Origin of the sequence: Pedobacter aquatilis, assembly GCF_030409415.1 — a bacterium.
Taxonomy (GTDB): Bacteria; Bacteroidota; Bacteroidia; order Sphingobacteriales; family Sphingobacteriaceae; genus Pedobacter; species Pedobacter aquatilis.
On record NZ_JAUFPW010000008.1, the window covers coordinates 1 to 19,600 of the forward strand.

Annotated in this window: 13 protein-coding genes; 10 read left to right on the top strand and 3 right to left on the bottom strand. The window is 36.4% G+C overall.

What is annotated here, in order from left to right; genetic code table 11:
• Nucleotides 1-212 precede the first annotated feature (212 nt).
• On the bottom strand, nt 213-2,828 hold the full coding sequence (gene alaS / locus QWY86_RS01160; protein ID WP_290237779.1) for an alanine--tRNA ligase: 2,616 nt from the start codon (nt 2,826-2,828) through the stop codon (nt 213-215).
• Nucleotides 2,829-2,944: 116 nt separating this feature from the next.
• On the opposite strand from alaS, the gene QWY86_RS01165 reads away from it, so the two are divergent.
• The 7 genes from QWY86_RS01165 to QWY86_RS01195 all read left to right on the top strand — a co-directional run bounded on the left by QWY86_RS01165 (nt 2,945) and on the right by QWY86_RS01195 (nt 12,035).
• Complete coding sequence (locus tag QWY86_RS01165; RefSeq protein WP_121950206.1) at nt 2,945-3,280, top strand: MerR family transcriptional regulator; 336 nt, start codon at nt 2,945-2,947, stop codon at nt 3,278-3,280.
• Between the two features lie 138 nt (nt 3,281-3,418).
• A complete protein-coding gene (locus tag QWY86_RS01170) occupies nt 3,419-4,111 on the top strand; it encodes a PorV/PorQ family protein (protein WP_290237785.1) in 693 nt (230 codons plus the stop codon).
• Nucleotides 4,112-4,241: 130 nt separating this feature from the next.
• Nucleotides 4,242-6,239 carry a helix-hairpin-helix domain-containing protein gene (locus QWY86_RS01175; protein WP_290237788.1) on the top strand — a complete coding sequence of 666 codons (1,998 nt, stop codon included), beginning with the start codon at nt 4,242-4,244 and terminating at the stop codon, nt 6,237-6,239.
• Between the two features lie 3 nt (nt 6,240-6,242).
• Nucleotides 6,243-8,330, top strand: a complete 2,088-nt coding sequence (locus tag QWY86_RS01180; RefSeq protein ID WP_290237790.1) for a ComEC/Rec2 family competence protein — start codon at nt 6,243-6,245, stop codon at nt 8,328-8,330.
• Between the two features lies 1 nt (nt 8,331).
• Nucleotides 8,332-9,108, top strand: a complete 777-nt coding sequence (locus tag QWY86_RS01185) for an enoyl-CoA hydratase/isomerase family protein (protein WP_290237792.1) — start codon at nt 8,332-8,334, stop codon at nt 9,106-9,108.
• Nucleotides 9,109-9,130: 22 nt separating this feature from the next.
• Nucleotides 9,131-9,781: a hypothetical protein gene (locus tag QWY86_RS01190; RefSeq protein ID WP_290237793.1), complete on the top strand. Its 651-nt coding sequence runs from the start codon at nt 9,131-9,133 to the stop codon at nt 9,779-9,781.
• A 94-nt stretch (nt 9,782-9,875) separates the two neighbouring features.
• Nucleotides 9,876-12,035: a S9 family peptidase gene (locus QWY86_RS01195; protein ID WP_290237795.1), complete on the top strand. Its 2,160-nt coding sequence runs from the start codon at nt 9,876-9,878 to the stop codon at nt 12,033-12,035.
• A 199-nt stretch (nt 12,036-12,234) separates the two neighbouring features.
• Here QWY86_RS01195 and QWY86_RS01200 read toward each other — a convergent pair whose 3' ends face one another.
• Together QWY86_RS01200 and QWY86_RS01205 are read right to left on the bottom strand one after the other, a co-directional pair.
• Nucleotides 12,235-12,945 (bottom strand): DUF3307 domain-containing protein, encoded by a 711-nt coding sequence (locus QWY86_RS01200; protein WP_290237797.1) that lies wholly within the window; start codon nt 12,943-12,945, stop codon nt 12,235-12,237.
• Complete coding sequence (locus QWY86_RS01205; RefSeq protein WP_290237799.1) at nt 12,945-13,556, bottom strand: SatD family protein; 612 nt, start codon at nt 13,554-13,556, stop codon at nt 12,945-12,947. The genes QWY86_RS01200 and QWY86_RS01205 overlap by 1 nt, the downstream gene beginning before the upstream one ends.
• A gap of 154 nt (nt 13,557-13,710) precedes the next feature.
• On the opposite strand from QWY86_RS01205, the gene QWY86_RS01210 reads away from it, so the two are divergent.
• From QWY86_RS01210 to QWY86_RS01220, 3 genes are all read left to right on the top strand, one after another.
• Nucleotides 13,711-14,766, top strand: a complete 1,056-nt coding sequence (locus tag QWY86_RS01210) for a ligase-associated DNA damage response exonuclease (protein ID WP_290237802.1) — start codon at nt 13,711-13,713, stop codon at nt 14,764-14,766.
• Nucleotides 14,763-16,361: an ATP-dependent DNA ligase gene (locus QWY86_RS01215; RefSeq protein WP_290237804.1), complete on the top strand. Its 1,599-nt coding sequence runs from the start codon at nt 14,763-14,765 to the stop codon at nt 16,359-16,361. Before QWY86_RS01210 ends, QWY86_RS01215 begins: the two co-directional genes overlap by 4 nt.
• Before the next feature lie 600 nt (nt 16,362-16,961).
• Nucleotides 16,962-19,439, top strand: a complete 2,478-nt coding sequence (locus QWY86_RS01220; RefSeq protein ID WP_290237806.1) for a ligase-associated DNA damage response DEXH box helicase — start codon at nt 16,962-16,964, stop codon at nt 19,437-19,439.
• Nucleotides 19,440-19,600: the final 161 nt, after the last annotated feature.

Sequence of the window (19,600 nt, forward strand, 5' to 3'; positions counted from 1 at the left end):
TCATGGGGGTTGTTTCGAAAGCACAAAGGAACTGTTTTTACAGTTCCTTACCCTATGATTCCCTTAAGTTAATGACATTGCCCCAACCCCTCCTTGAAAATAAGGTGGGGAGCTTCCTCTTAAAGTTTGAAATATACATTATCGTTGCTGTCGCGAAGCAATCTCTTTTCCAAAAGATTGCTTCCTACCTCACAATAATGGTTTCTTATAAATTATTGCGAAATAAAACTTTCTGCCTTAGCTAAAACATTTGGTAAACCTGTCGGGTTTTTTCCACCTGCTGTTGCATAAAACGGCTGACCACCGCCTCCGCCTTGAATTTCTTTACCCAATTCACGAACGATATTCGAAGCATTCATTCCTTTTTTCACCAAATCATCAGAAAGCATTACGGTTACACCAGGCTTGCCATCAATTTCTGTGGTAAATACCAGGAATAAATTATCAATCATATCCTTTAGCGAAAAAGCTAAGTTTTTCACAGCATCTGCACTTTGTAAATCGATGTGTTTAGCTATCAGGTTTACGCCATTAATGCCACGTACATGATGCACAATTTCATGCTTTAGATTGCTTACTCGCTCTAAAGTAGATTTTTCAATCTCTTTTTTAAGTTTTGCATTTTCATCAAGCAAAGCCTGAACAGAAGCCGATAAATCTTTACTTCCGTTCAACAAGGTTTTTAAATGACCAAGTTCTTTACGTTGCTCCAGAAAATATTGTTCAGCTTTATCAGCAGTAATGGCTTCAATTCTTCTAACACCAGCTGCAACGGCACTTTCAGCAATAATTTTAAACGAACCTATTTGCCCGGTTGCTTTTACGTGTGTTCCACCGCAAAGTTCTTTTGAAAAATGGTCATCAAAAGTTATCATACGAACAAAATCACCATATTTTTCGCCAAATAAAGCGGTAACACCACTTTCAATAGCATCTTGGTACGGTACATTTCTCTGTTCCTTTAACTTTATATTTTGCCTGATTTTTTGGTTTACAATCACCTCAATCTGTGCGAGTTCTTCATCAGTAACTTTTGCGAAATGCGAAAAATCGAAACGTAAATAATCAGCGTTAACTAATGAACCTTTTTGATTTACATGGTTGCCCAAAACTTGTTTCATTGCGGCATGAAGCAAGTGTGTAGCTGAGTGATTATCTTCAGTTAAAATACGTTTGTCTTCATCTACAACCGCCCAAAACTTACCCTCCAAATTATCTGGAAGAATATCTGCAAAATGTACTGTTAAACCATTTTCCTTTTTGGTATTGGTAATATCAACCCAAAATTGGCGGCTATGGTCTTCTAAACGACCCGTATCGCCAACCTGCCCGCCACTTTCGGCATAAAAAGGCGTTTGGCGCAACACAATTTGATATTGCTCTTTTCCTTTAGCTTTAACTTTACGGTATTTTAAAATTTCAGTTTCGATTTCTAAATCATCGTAACCAACAAATTCACTTTGTTCATCAGCATTTACAATTACCCAATCGCCAGTATCAATTGCGGTAGCAGCACGACTATCGTCTTTCTGTTTTTTAAGTGCCTGTTCATAAGCAGTTAAATCAACCGACCAACCTTTTTCACGAGCCATTAATTCTGTTAAATCAATTGGGAAACCAAATGTATCAGATAGTTCAAAAGCGAAACTTCCATCTACAATATTATTGGTTGCCTGATATTTTTCGAAACGCTGAATTCCTGTTGATAATGTTCTCAAAAACGAAACTTCTTCTTCCAAAACAACTTTCTGAACGAAATCCTGTTGAGAAATCAACTCATCGAAAACACCTTTGAACTGCTCTGCCAATAATGGAACCAACTGATTTAAAAACGGCTCTTTGAAATTTAAGAAAGTATACGCATAACGTACAGCACGACGTAAAATTCTACGAATTACATAACCAGCCTTATTATTTGATGGCAATTGTCCATCAGCAATTACAAATGAAATCGCCCTGATATGGTCAGCCATCACACGCATGGCGATATCTGTTTTTTCATCAGCACCATATTTAATTCCAGATTTTTCAGCAATAAACTGAATCATTGGCTGAAAAACATCGGTATCGTAATTGGATGTTTTTTCTTGTAAAACCCTAACCAAGCGTTCAAAACCCATTCCGGTATCTACGTGTTTGGCTGGTAAACTTTGCAAAGAACCATCTTTTAAACGGTTAAATTGCATAAATACATTGTTCCAGATTTCGATAACCTGCGGATGGTCGGCATTCACCAAAGTAGCGCCATCAACGGCAGCTTTTTCCTCATCGGTACGGCAATCTACATGGATTTCAGAACATGGTCCACATGGTCCGGTATCGCCCATTTCCCAAAAATTATCTTTTTTGTTTCCTGGCAAAATATGGCTTTCATCAACATATTGTTTCCAAAGGTCATAAGCTTCCTGGTCTTTTTCTAAACCCTCTTTTTCATCACCCTCGAAATAGGTAACATATAATTTCTCTTTCGGAATTTTATAAACCTCAGTTAGTAATTCCCAGCTCCAGGCAATGGCATCTTTCTTAAAATAATCGCCAAAACTCCAATTTCCCAGCATTTCAAACATAGTGTGGTGATAGGTATCTATACCAACTTCTTCTAAATCGTTGTGCTTGCCAGATACTCGTAAGCAGCGCTGAGTATCTACAACACGGGCATATTTAATCGCGGCTTCGCCTAAAAACAAATCTTTAAATTGATTCATACCGGCGTTGGTAAACATCAATGTTGGGTCGTTTTTAACCACAATTGGTGCCGATGAAACAATATGGTGTTGTTTGGATTCAAAATAACTAAGGAATGCCTGTCTAATCTCTTTTGCTGTCATTACGTTTTATAATTGAGCAACAAAATTAAAATTTTATTGCGTTAATAAGGAAAAATCAAGCTACATTTGAATACTTTAATTAAACGTTGTAAAACCTTAATAATCAATCACCAATTATGCCATACAAAGAAAGAGACATCAATAAAATGTATTATACTATGGGCGAAGTGACTGAAATGTTTAATGTGAACGCGTCTCAAATCCGTTTTTACGAAAAGGAATTCGATATTCTGCAACCGAAGAAAAATAAGAAAGGCAACCGCCTGTTTACCCCTGAAGACATTGAAAATTTAAAAATTATTTTCAATCTTGTTGATGAAAAAGGCTTTACATTAAAAGGCGCAAAAGAGCATTTAAAAAATAATAAAGGCGATGTTAAGGAGAACCAGAAAATTATAGATTCTTTAGAAAAGTTGAAAGGTTTTTTGGTGAATTTGGCGCAGGAGCTTTAATTCAGTTAGCTCAATATTTAACTTTAAAATCTTTGCCAAAAAAAACAATCATTTTTTTTATTCTAAAATAATTTCCTAATTTGGAATAACCAAACGCCAATCTTCCCTATTTTTTATTTACTGGTTTAACGCCTCAAAATGAAGATATGGAACGTATTATTAATCTCCCTCACCCCTTTTTATTTATTTGCTCAAAACAATTTGGGGCCGCGGTTAAGTGCCATGGGCAACAATGGTGCCGCTGTTACCGATGTTTGGGCATTGCAAGCAAATCCATCAGGAATAACGGCTCTTGAAAAACCAACAATTTCTTTAAACTACATCAAGCATCTGTTTAGTAATGAAATAAGTACGCAGGGATTTGCATTGGTTGTTCCCTTTAAAAACAACTTTGTTGGCGCAAGTTTTCAACGTTACGGATTTTCGGAATACAACGAAAGTAAAGTAGGTTTTGCTTATGCGAAGAAATTCGGAAATAAGCTTTCCATTGCTTTAAATGGCAATTATCATCAGTTGAAAATTGCGAATTATGGCGCATTAAATGGTTTTTCTATTGATGTTGGTGCTTTGTATCAATTTAATAATGTATTTACTTTAGGCGCATTTGTAAGCAATCCAGCTCAGCAAAAGTTCAGCAGCTCATTAGTTTCTGGCGAAATCCCTACATCATTGAATATTGGTGGAACATATCTCGCCTCTGATAAAGTGCTCATCGCCACAACAATTTCCAAAACATTAAATCAATCTGTCGATGTAAGATTAGGTATTGATTATAAAATATTCGCTTTGCTAAGTCTGCGAGGCGGTTTAAGCGCAAAACCCTTTAAATAATATGTAGGTTTCGGGTTGAATTACAAGAAGTTTCTAATGGATATGGCCACCGCTTACGATGCCAATCTGGGTTATGCACCTCAATTTGCTGTTGGCTATGCGTTTTAAATTGTTGACTATGCTGTTGCTGATGATGGGGTTCATTGCCAATGCTCAAAATGCAGAAAAGGAAATTGATTTGCGTGACATTCTGGAAAGCGTTGCCGAAAATCTGCCCGATGATTATGACATGACGGAGCTGATTGATTTGTTGACCAGATATCGAAAACACCCAATTAACCTAAATAAAACTACGCCAGATGAATTAAAGACTTTCGTTTTTCTTTCGCCGTTGCAAATCAGTAATTTCTTTAGCCACATTAAAGAAAATGGCAACCTTGTCGATGTTCTGGAACTTCAATCTATTAATGGATTTGATGCCAAAACGGTGCAGAGTTTACTTCCTTTTGTAACCTTAAACGCTGCAACAGAATATGAAAAACTGACCTTAAAAAACATCATTCAGTTTGGCGAGAATGATTTAGTTATGCGTTTCGCTCAAACGCTGCAAAAGCAAAAAGGCTTTACCGATTTGTCAGGCAACAGATATTTAGGTTCTCCGGAAAGATTTCAGACACGCTATCGCTACCATTACGGAAACATTCTTTCAGCAGCCATTACTTTGGATAAAGATGCGGGCGAAAAATTTATTGGCAAACCCTTCGATTTTTTATCAGGAAATATTGCTTTAGCAAAGCTTGGAAAGATAAAAAAGTTAGTTTTAGGAGATTACACCTTACAATTCGGACAAGGTTTAGCCATGTGGTCGGGCTTTGCTTTTGGCAAAGGACCGGATGTAACCAGTGTAGCGAAAAAAGATTTGGGCCTGCGTCCTTATACTTCTGCTAACGAATATTCATTTCTCCGTGGCGCTTCCGCGACGGTTAATCTTTACAAAAACATCGATATTACGCCTTTCGTTTCCTTTAGAAATTTGGATGCAAGTCAGGATGTTGATTTTGACGGAAATTTAGTACAATCAACTATCAACCAAACAGGTTTGCATAGAACGCCGACTGAAATTGAGAATCGAAATTCTTTAAGTCAGCGTATTTACGGCGCTGTAATTCAATATACTAAAAATGAATTCGGAATTGGTGCTATTGCTTATCAAACTAAATTCAGTAATAGTTTTATCACTCAAGCGGCTGTTTACGATAGATTTAGTTTTACTGGAAATTCGCTCACAAACGTTGGCCTTTATTACAATTACACCTACAAAAACATTTACTTTTTTGGCGAAGGTGGCAAAAGCTTAAATAGTGGTTTGGCGTATGTGAATGGTGCTTTAATAAGTTTATCTCCAATAGTTTCGGCTGCGATAACTTACCGGAATTACACAAAAGATTATCACAACTTTTTTAATCAAGCCCTAGCAGAAGCAAGTGAGGCGATAAATGAAAAGGGATTATACACAGGGTTAAATATCGTACCAAATAAGCGTTGGTCATTTTCTATTTATGGCGATTATTATCAATTTCCGTGGTTAAAATATCGTGTGGATGCACCATCCAAAGGTTACGAAATACTTGGTCAGGCAATTTATACACCGACCAAAACATTCAAAATTTTAGCCAGATTCAAAACCGAAAACAAACAGCAAAATACTGATTTGGAGGTTCCGATTAACTTTTTGGATGAGGTAAAAAAAGAGGGTTATCGTGTAGAAGTTAGCTGGCAACTGAACAAAAAGTGGAGCTTTCAAAATCGTGCGGAAGTTTCGCAATACAAAAAAGGTGATGCGAACCGGGAGTTTGGATATTTAGTTTACCAGGATGTAGATTATTCACCCATGTTTTCCAAAATCACAGGTAATTTCCGTATTGCATATTTCAATACACCAAGTTACAATAGCCGAATTTATGCTTACGAAGATGATGTTTTGTACAGTTTCGCATTCGGAATGTACGATGGAAAAGGTTTCAGAACATACCTCAACGTAAAATATAATATTGCCAAAAAATTAAATATTTGGGCAAGATATGCCATGTTTTATTATAAGGATGTAGAAACCGTGGGCACTTATTTGGATGAAATCCAAGGTAATAAAAAATCAGAAATCAAGATTCAGTTAAGGTATCAATTCTAAAATATGTTTAAAGCCGAATATGTTTTCGTTAGAATTTTAGCACCCCTATTGTTAGGAATTGGGATTTTCTATTTTTTCCAAAGGGAAGAACTAATTCCAATTCTGGGTTTGATAACTTGCCTATTACTCATTAGCCTTTTTCTATTGAATATAACTTATAAAAAACTGAATGGCTATAAGTACAAGGGCATAACGGGTATGCTAATTTTTGTCTTTTTCTTTTTCCTCGGCGGATTTTTATGTGCTTTAAATAGCCAAAAACTTAAGGCAGATTATTTTGGAAGAAAGGATTACAAGCATTTAAAAGTATGGGTAAATGATGAGCCAGAGCAAACGAACGATATTTTGCGGTTCAAGGTAAGCATGGTTTCTGGATATGAAAATAATAAACCAATCAAACTCAGCGGACAATTATTATTGGCTTTAAAGTTAGATAGCTTACAACCGGTAAAATTAAAATATGGCGATGAGTTAATTATTTCCGCAAAATATTTAGAAGTTGAACCACCATACAATCCTGCGGAATTTGATTTCAAACGCTGGTTGGCCAGTCAGAATGTTTATGAACAAACTTTCATCAATCAAAATCATCTGTTAAAAACCAATAAAAATATTGGAAATCCTATCATAGAATTCGCTTTGGATTTAAGAGAAAAACAAATTGCGAAATACAGAAAACTGATTAAAAATGATGAAGCTTTTGCCGTAGCATCAACATTAATTTTAGGCTACCGGGCCGATTTAAGCAAAGAAACTTTGGCAGCATATTCCAAAACGGGAACCATCCATGCACTATCAGTTTCCGGCAGCCACGTTGCCATAATCTTCTTCGTGTTGGATTTTTTGTTGTTATTTCTAGACAAGAAAAGAGGATTAAAAATTTTGAAGTTTGTAATAATTTGTGGTTTAATCTGGTCTTATGCACTCATTACCGGTTTATCTCCTTCAGTAGTGCGGTCGGCAATTATGATTACCATTTTTATTACAGCGAAAACCTTTGCCAAAAACAAAAATGGTTACAATACGCTTGCCTTTGCAGCATTTTGTCAATTAATTTATAATCCGTTTCTTATTTGGGATGTTGGTTTCCAGCTATCCTATATTTCGGTTTTTGGTTTGATTTATCTCCAACCGAAAATTTACAAGTGGCTTTACGTTAAAAACAAATGGCTGAATAAAATTTGGGAGCTGGTTGCGCTTTCATTGGCTGCTCAACTGGTTACTTTTCCACTTTGTATTTATTATTTCCACCAATTTCCAGTCTATTTTCTACTTGGGAATTTATTCATATCCATTCCGCTAATCGTCATCATGATTTTAGGCATTGCAGTGCTCATTCCTATTGTAGATAAATTATCGCCAATTTTCGAATGGATAATTGTAACGACGAACAACGTATTAAAATGGATAGCTGATTTGCCCTACTCTACTTTCTCAGCCATCTGGATTAATTTACCTGAGTTAATTTTGCTGAGTTTAGCACTTGGTTTGTTCATTTATGCGCTATCAAAATATAACAAACAACTAATCTTCACTTCAATTATAGTTTACATATTTTATCAAGCGATAATAGTTTTCGATAATTATACAGCCATCACGCAGAAGAAAATTATCTTTTTCACCTTAAGAAAAAACTATGCTGCTGCATTTATGCAAGGCTCAAAAGCAATTATACTAACTGATTTGAGTGAAAGCGACAAGAATTTTCATTTTTTTGTTAAACCAGCGTTAGAGCAATCGCAGATTAGTAAAATCGATTTTATCAGCTTAAAGAAAGATACTTTACTTGGAAACTTCATTCTTAAAAACAAACAAATTATTTTTAACGATTATAAAATTTTGCTTTTAGATGAATCATTAAATTATAAGAAGCTAAATATGAAAGGCAAATTTGAAAGCATCTGGATAACGGGCAATACGAAATTCAAATTAGAAAATCTTCCAAAAGAAATTCAATATCAAAATATGATAATCGACGCTAAAAATAGAGATTATAAAATTGAAATTTTTAAAACCTTTGCTGAAAATAATAAAATTACCCCTCACATTTTAAAGAAAAATCCTGCATATTTGGTTCAACTAACTAAATAATATGGATAAACTGGTTCTGTACAGTGTAGAAAATAGAATTGCAACAATAACCATCAACCGCCCTGGAAAGCGAAATGCTTTAAATCCTGAATTGATTGCAGCATTAACAGATGCTTTTATTCAGGCTGAGGAAGATGATGATGTAAAGGTTGTGGTTTTAAATGCTAATGGAGGCACATTTAGCGCTGGCGCCGATTTAGAATATCTGCAACAATTGCAAAACAATACCTTTGAAGAAAACGTTGCCGATTCAAATAACCTCAAAAAACTTTTCACTACCATTTATTATTTACCAAAAATTGTAATTGCACAAGTTGAGGGACATGCAATAGCTGGAGGTTGCGGTTTAGCTACCATTTGCGATATTATTTTCGCCACGCCTGAAAGTAATTTCGGTTATACAGAAGTGAAAATTGGCTTTGTACCTGCAATTGTTTCATGCTTTTTAATGCAAAAAGTTAATGAAACGATAGCCAAAGAGATTTTACTTACCGGAAAAACTTTCCCGGCAGCACAAGCCTTGGAATATAAACTCATAAATTTTGTAACAAATTCGGCAGAAATAGCTCTAAAGGTTAAAGAATTTGCATTAAGTTTGTGTAGAGAAAGTTCGGGCAATTCGTTAATGATTACGAAACAATTAATTAGTCAGACTACAAATCCATTGCTCGAAAAAACTTTAGAAACCGCCGTGCAGATTAATGCCCGGGTTAGAGAAAGTGACGATTTTAAAAAAGGAATTGCGTCCTTTTTAAACAAAGAAAAAATTAACTGGTAAATAACTAAACTGAAATAAAAACATGTTAAAATCAATCAAAACTAGCGTTATCGCTTTAATTTTAGTAAGCACAGCTGTAATTGCACATGCGCAAAAAAAAATATCTGAAGGTACTTTAGTATATGGAATTAAATATAAAATTAGTGCTCCGGGTGCTCCTGAAGAACAAAAAGTAAAATTCAATAATGAGATATCTAAATTAGAATTAAGTTTTGGTCCGGCTACAGTTGCGGTACTTATGGATAATAAAACCGAAACTGGTTTAACTTTGGTTGATATTCCTGTTGCCCAAAAACAATTAGCAGCTAAATTAACCAAAGCTGATATGGAAGAATCAAAAGCTACAAGACCTTCATATTCTGAATTTAAAGCAACTGGCGAGAAAAAAACACTTTCTGGCTACAATGTAGAAAAATACACATTTAAAGATAGCAAAGGTGGTACTGGCGAACTTTGGGCGACAACCGATGTAGATGTTCCGGTTAACATTGCAACTGCAGATTTTAAAGATGTTAAAGGCTTTGTGGTGATGATTGATACAAAGGAAGCAACAATTACATTAAAATCTTTAACTGAAGGTAAAGTTGGAGAACTTTCTGTAACTAAAATTCCTGCAGGTTACGATGAAATTACTTACGCTGAAATGAAAGCTATGCAAGGTGGTGGCGAATAATTAACCATCACTTTTACTCAAAGCTTTTTAACTGCCGGCCTTTTTTATAAATTAGCCGAAAAGTTAAAAAGCTTTTTTTATGACCTAACTTATTATGATTAAAAACCTATTTTTAGTTGTTTGCATTTCTATCTTTTCGATAGTGAATGTAAATGCCCAAGGTATAAATTGGGCAAAAGATGGTAATTCTTACTATCAAATTGCTGGCGGAGAAATCATTTCCGTTACGCTTCCAAAAAGTGATAAAAAAACCGTTATTTCAAGAGCATTATTAACGCCTCCCGGAAAAGGAGAAGCTATTGCGGTTAGAAGTTTTCAGCTTTCTAATGATGGAACTAAGGCCCTAATTTACACAAACAGCAAAAAAGTTTGGCGTTACGATACCCGTGGTGATTATTGGTTGGCAGATTTAACCGCTAATAAAATCACTCAAATTGGAAAAGATAAACCAGCTTCATCTTTAATGTTTGCTAAGCTTTCGCCCGATGGCAATAAAGTAGCTTATGTAAGCAAACACAATTTATATGTAGAAAATATTGATGGAACAAATTCTAAAGCTTTAACAACTGATGGAACTGACCGAATGATTAATGGTACTTTCGATTGGGTTTACGAAGAAGAATTTGATTGTCGTGATGGTTTTAGATGGAGTCCGGATAGCAAAACCATTGCTTACTGGCAAATCGATGCAACCAAAATCAAAAACTTTTTAATGATAAACAACACCGATTCAATTTATCCTTACACCATTCCGGTAGAATATCCAAAAGTTGGCGAAAACCCATCTGCTTGTAAAGTTGGCGTGGTTGATGTTACTACGGCAAAAACAAATTGGTTAAATGTACCGGGCGATAATATTCAGCATTATATTCCCCGCATGCAATGGATTCCGAATAGCAACGAAATTATTTTACAGCAACTTAACCGTGAGCAAAACGAAAGTAAAGTGTTCCTTTGCAATGCCGCTTCTGGTGATGCCAAAGCCATTTATACTGAAACAGCAAAAGCGTGGATTGATGCGCAAGACGAGTGGAAATGGTTAGCAGATAATAAGGAATTTACCATTCTTTCTGATAAAGATGGCTGGAATCATTTATACAGAATCAGTCGCGATGGTAAGAAAACAACCTTGGTTACAAAGGGAAATTATGATGTTATTGATGTAAAATTAATCGATGAGAAGAATAATTACGTGTATTTTACAGCATCGCCAACCAATGCAACTCAAAAGTATCTATACAAAACTAAATTAGATGGAAAAGGTAAATTAGAGCAGGTAACGCCTTCCATCCTACCGGGAACGCACAATTATGATATTTCTCCAAACGCAGCTTTTGCCCGTCACAGCTACAACAGTTCAATTGTAAGGCCAATTACCGAATGGATGAATTTCACAACAGGAAGTCCTTTTACAATGGATGGTAGCATCAGCACACAATTATCTAAACAAGAAGCACCAAAAAACAAAGTAGAATTCTTTAAAGTAACTACCGAAGATGGTGTTGAATTGGATGGTTGGATGAAGAAGCCTGATGATTTTAATCCAAATAAGAAATATCCGGTTGTATTTTACGTGTACGGCGAACCTGCATCTGCAACAGCTTTAGATACATACGGAGCTGGCAGAAACTTTTTATATGCGGGTGATATGGCTAAAGATGGTTACATCTACATTTCTATGGATAATCGCGGTGCGCCTGTTCCAAAAGGGACAGTATGGCGTAAAGGCATTTACAAAAATATTGGTGTAATCAATGTCCGCGACCAGGCCATGGCTGCTAAAAAATTACTGGCTGCAAATGCATTTATGGATAAAGACCGAGTTGCCGTTTGGGGCTGGAGCGGTGGTGGTTCATCAACGCTGAATTTGATGTTCCAATATCCCGAAATTTATAAAACAGGTATATCAATTGCGGCTGTAGGCAATCAATTAACTTACGACAATATTTATCAGGAGCGCTACATGGGCACACCTTTCCCAAGCAAAGAAGCTTATGTAAAAGGTTCTCCAATTAGTCATGCTAAAAATTTAAAAGGCAATTTATTGTACATTCATGGTACTGGCGATGACAACGTTCATTACCAAAATGCCGAAATGTTGATTAATGAATTGATTAAAAACAAAAAGGTTTTCCAATTGATGAGTTATCCAAACCGTACACACAGCATTTCTGAAGGCGAAGGAACAAGCGAACATTTATCACTCACTTACACCAAGTTTTTAAAAGATAATTGCCCTCCAGGAGCGAGATAATTTAAATATTTGAAAAGCAATTTCAGCGGGGAATCGGTTTCGATAGCCCCGCTTTTTATTTCAATCTTTTGGCTAAACATAAAAAGTATCTTCTAAAATTCGGATACGGACTTTGTAAGTTCGATAAGCCAAAAGTATTTCCATTTCAATCGGGTTTAAAATGCAAAAATTGTAATTCTATTTACGTTACCTAATCAAGTTACTTCAGCCATCCCGCCACACCTAACGAAACTACAATCGCAATTCCAAAACTGAGTAAAGTTCCTATCAAAACATATTCAGTTAATTTCAAATCGTGTGCTTCTTTTAAATCGCCAAAACGAAAGATAGATTTGGCAGCCAATAAAAATCCTACCGCTTCAAAATGATTAGTAACGATAAATACTAAGATTAATGTGCGTTCTAAAATCCCTATGTATTTACCTGCATTTTGCAACGATTTCGGGCTTTCATCATCACTTTCGGGCAACCACTTCGCAATAATCACCTTCATAATTATTGATGTTGGCATAGTTAAAAACAATATACCCGCAATGAAAACCCAGGTTTTAATGTCATTAATATAGCTGATATCTAAATAGCCTTTATAAAAGAAATGCCAAATTAATACGATTGAAGAGAAGTGAAATATTTGGTCGATAAAGAACAGAAAACGAGCATTCTTTTTGGTTTGCAATACAGATTTTCCAGCATCAATAATGAAATGTAATATACCTATACATAAAGCTAATTTCCAAACTCCGAAACTTAAAAACACTAAAAATATTAAACCCACGTGCACTGCAACATGCTTATAAAGTTCTCCAGATTTTAATTTGTTTTTTTCTTTATCCCTAACCCAAGAGTTAGGTTGAAGAAAAAAATCTCCAATTAAATGTGCAATAATGATTTTGATTAAGATGATATCCATTACTTAGATATTATTTTATTTACCTTTCTCCGGTACAGTTTATCCATTTCCATAATTTCAGAGTAATGCGCACGTTTTAGCGCCTCACTAACCGAAGATTGCGTTCTACCAGAAATGGCCGCTAGTTCACTCTGTAATAAGTTGTTACTCTCTAAGGCGAGCTTAACCATCTCTGCTGCTACCACGCCCCAACTATCCATCGCAATTAAAGATAATTTAATTAAAACATTAATCTCCTCATCAAAATCAGGATTATCAGTTTTAATAGCAAGGTTTACTTTAGCTTGTTTCAGGCTGTCGAAAGCAGCTCCCGAATTCACAAATGCATCTCCACTTGATTCCGAAAGTTTTTTGCGTTTAGTTTTTACCTCGCCAATACCTATCCCCATTCTTACATCAGCAGGTTTATTTATTCTAATACACGCTTTTAAATATGCCGCTGTTTTAATGGCATCTTCTATATCTACTATTAATTGAAAACTGTCTCCACGATAAATCTCCCACTTATTATTGCGTCCTGAAACAACCTTTAAGGCATTTTTCAAGCTTAATAACCAGCTGTCCTTAATTTTTCTTGAGCCTACAATATCGCCTGTAATAATGCAAATCATATCACTAATATATGTATTTAATTTAATAACTCAAAAATTATCGGCTAATTACCCGATATTTAAAATTATCGGCTAATTACCCGATATTTCATTTTATCGGCTAATTAGCCGATATTATTTCAAAACTTATATTAGCATTTATTGTTTATTACTCATGGCACTTATCGAATTTACTAAAAGAGGCATTTATTGCAAACAAGGGGATTTTTATGTAGACCCTTGGTGGCCGGTAGATTATGCTGTAACTACGCATGGCCATAGCGACCATGTACGATTTGGCAACAAACATTATCTCTGCCATACGCTAACTAAGCCGATAATTAAACGCCGCATTAGTGAAGATTTAGATGTAGAAACATTAAATTATGGTGAAAGTATTGTTCGAAACGGTGTTAATATTTCTTTCTATCCAGCTGGGCATATTATTGGTTCGGCACAAGTACGATTGGAATATAAAGGTGAAGTTTGTGTAATTTCTGGTGATTATAAAACAGAAGATGATGGCATTAGCGATGTTTTCGAACCTGTAAAATGCCACTCATTTGTATCAGAAAGTACTTTTGGCTTGCCCGTTTATAAATGGCAAAAGCAAGATATCGTTTTTAATAAGATTAAGAATTGGGTGGATGATAATATTCCGCAACAAAAAACAAGTGTGCTTATTGCTTACAGTTTGGGTAAAGCGCAGCGCTTAATTAAAAACCTGGCTGGCGATGTTCCGATTTATGTTCATAACAGTATTGCAAACTTAAACGAAGTGATTATTAATGCAGGTGTAAATTTACCTGAAACCATTAGAATTACGCCCGAAACCACTAAAGATGAATTGCAAAAAGGAATTGTGATTGTACCACCAGCGATGAGAGATAGCCGTTGGATTAAAAACCTGAGCCATCCCGTAACTGGAATTTGTTCTGGCTGGATGCAGGTTCGGGCACATCGCCGCTGGCAAAGTGCCGATGCTGGTTTTGCATTGAGCGACCACGCCGATTGGCCCGGATTAATGGATGCTATTACCGCAACAGGTGCAGAAAAAGTTTATGTTACACACGGCTTTACCGCTGCATTTAGCAGATTTTTAAATGATAATGGTATCGAATCGGAAGAAGTAATGACGAAATTCGGTCAGGAAGATGACGAAGAAAACAAGGTTGATTTAGCAGAAGCAGCGAATCAAAATTCTGAAATCAATAATCAAAAATCAGAATGAAAAGATTTGCCAAACTGATACAAAAGCTTGAACAAAGCAATAAAACCAACGATAAAATCGCTGCATTAGTAGATTATTTCAATTATGCAGATGATAAAGACAAAGTTTGGGTAATTGCTTTGTTTACGGGCAAAAAACCTAAACGACCAATAAAATCAGCCTTAATAAAATATTGGGCAATTGATATTACGCAAACACCAGAATGGTTATTTTCTGAAAGTTATTCTAACGTTGGCGATTTAAGTGAAACCATTGCCCTGCTCCTGCCGCCTGCCGAAAAAACATCAGATTTTCAATTACATAAATGGATTGAAGATTTGCATGATTTAGAGGGCAAAGATGATGAAACCAAGAAAGATTTTATTTTAAATGCCTGGAATACTTTAGAAACCCAGGAAAGATTCATTTTCAATAAGCTAATTTCTGGTAATTTTAGAATTGGCGTTTCCAATAAAATGCTCGTAAATGCTTTGGCCAAACAAAGTAGTTTAGATAGCGCTCAAATTATGCACAGCATAATGGGTAAGTGGAATCCTTACGAAATTACTTTCGAAGAATTAATCAATGGTGTTCATGTAAACACTGATAACTCCTGGCCTTACCCATTTTGTTTAGCTTACGCCTTGGAACAAGAAACAGAAAAATTAGGCGATATTTCTGAATGGCAAGCAGAATGGAAATGGGATGGCATTCGTGGACAAATTGTAAAGCGAAACGGAGAATTGTTTATCTGGAGCCGTGGCGAGGAATTGGTAACGGAGCAATTTCCAGAACTTCATTTTTTAGTGGATGTTTTGCCTGATGGCGTAGTTCTAGATGGAGAAATTTTGGCTGTGCAAGATAAGCAGGTTTTATCTTTTAGCACCTTACAACAACGCTTAAACCGTAAAACGATAAATAAAAAGCAACTCGAAGATGCACCAATAGGTTTTTTCGTGTATGATATTTTAGAGTATGAAACTAATGATTTTCGTGAGCAACCTTTGAGCGAAAGGCGAAAAATATTAGAGCAATTAATTGGCGGTTTAGATGAAAGTGCTGTAATGCTTTCTCCTGTTATCGATTGTAAAAACTGGGAAGAGCTGGCAGAATTAAGGCAAACTTCTCGTTCGATAAATAGCGAGGGCATTATGCTTAAAAAACTAAGTTCGCATTACCACAGCGGGCGTAAGCGTGGCGATTGGTGGAAATGGAAAATTAACCCATACACGGTTGATGCGGTAATGATTTACGCTCAAAAAGGTAGCGGAAGACGGGCAAATTTCTTTACCGATTACACTTTTGCCGTTCGCGATGGCGAAAATTTAGTGACTATTGCAAAGGCTTACTCGGGTTTAACGGATAAAGAAATTAAGGAAGTAAATTCTTTTGTAACCAAAAATTCGATTGAAAAATTTGGTCCGGTGCGTACGGTAAAACCCGAATTAGTTTTCGAAATTGCCTTTGAGGGCATTGCGGAAAGTAAACGACATAAAGCAGGTTTAGCTTTACGTTTTCCACGTATTTTACGCTGGAGAAAAGATAAAAAAGCGGCTGAGATTAATACGCTGGAGGATTTAAGGCAGTTGCTGGCATCGACGTTTATAAATGAGTAGTTTTTTTTTGCGATTAGCATTCCCCACTTTTAGAGGGGTGCCCGCAGGGCGGGGTGTTTATTTGTCTTAGCCAGACAGGCTTCTTTCTTTTGCCAACAAAAGAAACAAAATTGCCGGCTGAAAATTTTTGTATTAGAGTTAGTGGTTTGGATTTGACTGTAACATCCCAAAAATTTGTTAGGCCGGTTTAAAGTGAAACGGAGAAGCAATGCTTAGGCTTAGTTGGCTGTAAATTTAAAGCGTAAATATATATAAAATCCAAAAACGTGAATATGAAATAACTTCAAATAATGAAACAGTAGCATTAGAATATCGCCACTCGGTGAAAGGTATTTTAGTTAGGTAAACCTAACTATCCTAAACCCGACAGCAGTGAAATACATTTTCTTAGCTGCAACTTAAAATTCCATGTCATGCTGAGGAACGAAGCATCTGCAACCGATGAAACAGATGCTTCGTTCCTCAGCATGACAGAAGTTGAGAAAATGATTGCAACGAATGGCTCCAAAGGAGTGCCCTTGGCACGGGACTGATTTTACCGAAGAATTACTGTATTTGCTTTTCAAAAAAATAATAAATTTAAGAACCGAATAAAAATACATGGACCAAACCAAAACCAAAGGTTACAAAAAGATAAAAAACTGGTTAAAAGCCAATAAGCGCAAGCCTTTTCAGTTTCAAGAAGATGCGTGGCAGCACTATCTTAATGGTTACAGCGGTTTGGTAAATGCACCTACAGGTTTCGGAAAAACATTTTCTCTGTTTTTAGCAGTTGTAATTGAGGCTTTAAATGCATCGGAAGCAAGCAACAAAAAAGCAAAAGACCGTTTGCAATTGATTTGGATTACGCCTTTGCGCTCGTTAGCGAAAGATTTGGCCAGAGCCATGCGTGAAACTTTGCTCGAACTGGAGTTGGATTGGCATGTAGGCGTTCGCAACGGCGATACCTCACAAGCCGAAAAGATGCAGCAAAAAAAATCCATGCCCGAAATATTGCTGATTACGCCAGAAAGTTTACACCTTTTATTGGCTCAAAAAGGTTCATCAACTTTGTTTAAAAACCTTAAAGGTATTGTGGCTGATGAATGGCATGAGCTTTTGGGCAGCAAACGTGGGGTTTTGGTAGAGCTTGCCGTATCGAGAATCAAAGGTTTACAGAAGTTAGAAAAAAATCAGTTTTTAAGGGTTTGGGGCATTTCGGCAACCATTGGCAATATTGAAGAAGCTTTGGATGTTTTAGAACCCAATGAAGAGGCCAAAAGAATTATAGTGAAAGCCGATTTGGAGAAGAAAATCTTAATCAAATCTATCCTACCAGATGATATTGAAACTTTACCTTGGGCCGGGCATTTGGGTTTAAAATTGGCTTACAAACTTTTACCGATTATCGAAAAAAGCAAAACCACTTTAATTTTCATCAATACACGCGGTCAATCGGAAATGTGGTATCAGCATCTGCTAAATTTAGAACCTGAATTGGCCGGTAGAATTGCCATACACCATGGTTCGATAGATTTTGAATTGCGGAATTGGATTGAAGACGCTTTGCACACGGGGCAGTTAAAGGCCGTAATTGCAACTTCTTCTTTAGATTTAGGCGTAGATTTTAAACCAGTTGATACCGTTGTACAAGTGGGTTCGCCAAAGGGTGTTGCCCGGTTTTTACAGCGTGCGGGGCGTTCGGGGCATTCGCCACACGAGATTTCTAAAATCTACTTTTTGCCAACCCATGCTTTAGAATTGGTAGAAGCTGCCGCCATTAAAGAAGCTGCAAAAACGAATAACATAGAAAGCAGAGAGCCATTTATTATGGTTTTTGATACCTTGGTACAATATCTGGTTACGCTTGCCATTGGTGATGGTTTCGACGATAAAATTATTTACGAGGAAATAAAAAACACCCATGCCTTTAAATTGATTTTGCCTGAAGAATGGACTTGGGTAATGCAATTTATAACTTCAGGTGGCGATAGTTTAAGTGCTTATACTGAGTTTAAAAAGGTTACGAAAGATGAAGATGGACTTTGGAAAGTAAAAAGCCGTCAATTAGCCATGCGCCATCGTTTACACATTGGTACAATTGTGAGTGATGCCATGCTGAAAGTGAAATTTTTATCGGGTGGTTACATTGGCATGGTTGAAGAATATTTTGTTACCCGGTTAAAAGCTGGCGATAATTTCCGTTTGGCTGGTCGAGTTTTAGAATTTATCCATGTAAAGGATATGACGGTTATTGTTCGCGTTAGTAAACAACACAATGCCATTTCACCAAGCTGGAATGGCGGTCGTTTACCTTTATCTTCTAATTTAGGTTCTGTACTGCGTAAAAAGTATAACGAAGCGTTGGATAAAACCCACGAAGATGAAGAATTGGATGTAGTTTATCCCCTGTTTTTATTACAGCAACAACGATCGCACGTGCCTCGAAACGATGAGTTATTAATCGAGCTAATAAACAATAAAGAGGGTTTTCACCTCTTTGCTTATCCATTTGAGGGTAGATTGGTGCATGAGGTTTTGGCGGCTTTGGTTGCTTATCGCTTAAGTAAACTCTTGCCAATCAGCTTTTCTATCGCCATGAACGATTATGGTTTTGAACTTTTGAGCGACATCGAAATCCCGATGGATGAATCAATCGCATATGAAGTTTTTTCGCCAAAGAACTTAACCGAAGATATTACTTTGAGTATCAATTCCACAGAAATGGCTCGCCGGAAATTCAGGGATATTGCCTGCATCTCGGGCTTGGTTTTTCAGGGTTATCCGGGTAAATATGTGGCGAATAAACACCTCCAGTCATCGGCAGGTTTATTTTTTAATGTATTTAGCGATTACGACAAACATAATTTACTTTTGCGCCAGGCTTACGATGAGGTATTTTATCAGCAATTGGAAGAACCCAGATTGGCTGCTGCTTTAGAACGGATTCAGAATGGAGCCGTTGTGATTACGAATCCGAAAAGTTTTACGCCGCTCTCATTCCCGATTAAGGTTGATAGCTTGCGGGAAAATATGAGTTCGGAAGAATTGGAACAACGAATAGCCAGAATGAAAGCAGAATCGGAGAAGTTTAAGTAGGCAAATATTTTATACAATTTGGATTTCTACTTGGCTAAGCCAAAGCATTACGTCTTCGTTCTACTTAAATCCGGCCTAACATCCCGAAACTTCGGGATTCAGCCGGTGTTTTTTGTTTCTTTTTGACATCAAAAGAAAAGAGCCTGTCCGGCTAGGATAAA

Excerpts from the sequence above, each read along its gene's own strand:
- alaS (WP_290237779.1), bottom strand. The coding sequence starts at position 2,828 with ATGACAGCAAAAGAGATTAGACAGGCATTCCTTAGTTATTTTGAATCC.
- QWY86_RS01165 (WP_121950206.1), top strand. The coding sequence starts at position 2,945 with ATGCCATACAAAGAAAGAGACATCAATAAAATGTATTATACTATGGGC.
- QWY86_RS01170 (WP_290237785.1), top strand. The coding sequence starts at position 3,419 with ATGAAGATATGGAACGTATTATTAATCTCCCTCACCCCTTTTTATTTA.
- QWY86_RS01175 (WP_290237788.1), top strand. The coding sequence starts at position 4,242 with ATGATGGGGTTCATTGCCAATGCTCAAAATGCAGAAAAGGAAATTGAT.
- QWY86_RS01180 (WP_290237790.1), top strand. The coding sequence starts at position 6,243 with ATGTTTAAAGCCGAATATGTTTTCGTTAGAATTTTAGCACCCCTATTG.
- QWY86_RS01185 (WP_290237792.1), top strand. The coding sequence starts at position 8,332 with ATGGATAAACTGGTTCTGTACAGTGTAGAAAATAGAATTGCAACAATA.
- QWY86_RS01190 (WP_290237793.1), top strand. The coding sequence starts at position 9,131 with ATGTTAAAATCAATCAAAACTAGCGTTATCGCTTTAATTTTAGTAAGC.
- QWY86_RS01195 (WP_290237795.1), top strand. The coding sequence starts at position 9,876 with ATGATTAAAAACCTATTTTTAGTTGTTTGCATTTCTATCTTTTCGATA.
- QWY86_RS01200 (WP_290237797.1), bottom strand. The coding sequence starts at position 12,945 with ATGGATATCATCTTAATCAAAATCATTATTGCACATTTAATTGGAGAT.
- QWY86_RS01205 (WP_290237799.1), bottom strand. The coding sequence starts at position 13,556 with ATGATTTGCATTATTACAGGCGATATTGTAGGCTCAAGAAAAATTAAG.
- QWY86_RS01210 (WP_290237802.1), top strand. The coding sequence starts at position 13,711 with ATGGCACTTATCGAATTTACTAAAAGAGGCATTTATTGCAAACAAGGG.
- QWY86_RS01215 (WP_290237804.1), top strand. The coding sequence starts at position 14,763 with ATGAAAAGATTTGCCAAACTGATACAAAAGCTTGAACAAAGCAATAAA.
- QWY86_RS01220 (WP_290237806.1), top strand. The coding sequence starts at position 16,962 with ATGGACCAAACCAAAACCAAAGGTTACAAAAAGATAAAAAACTGGTTA.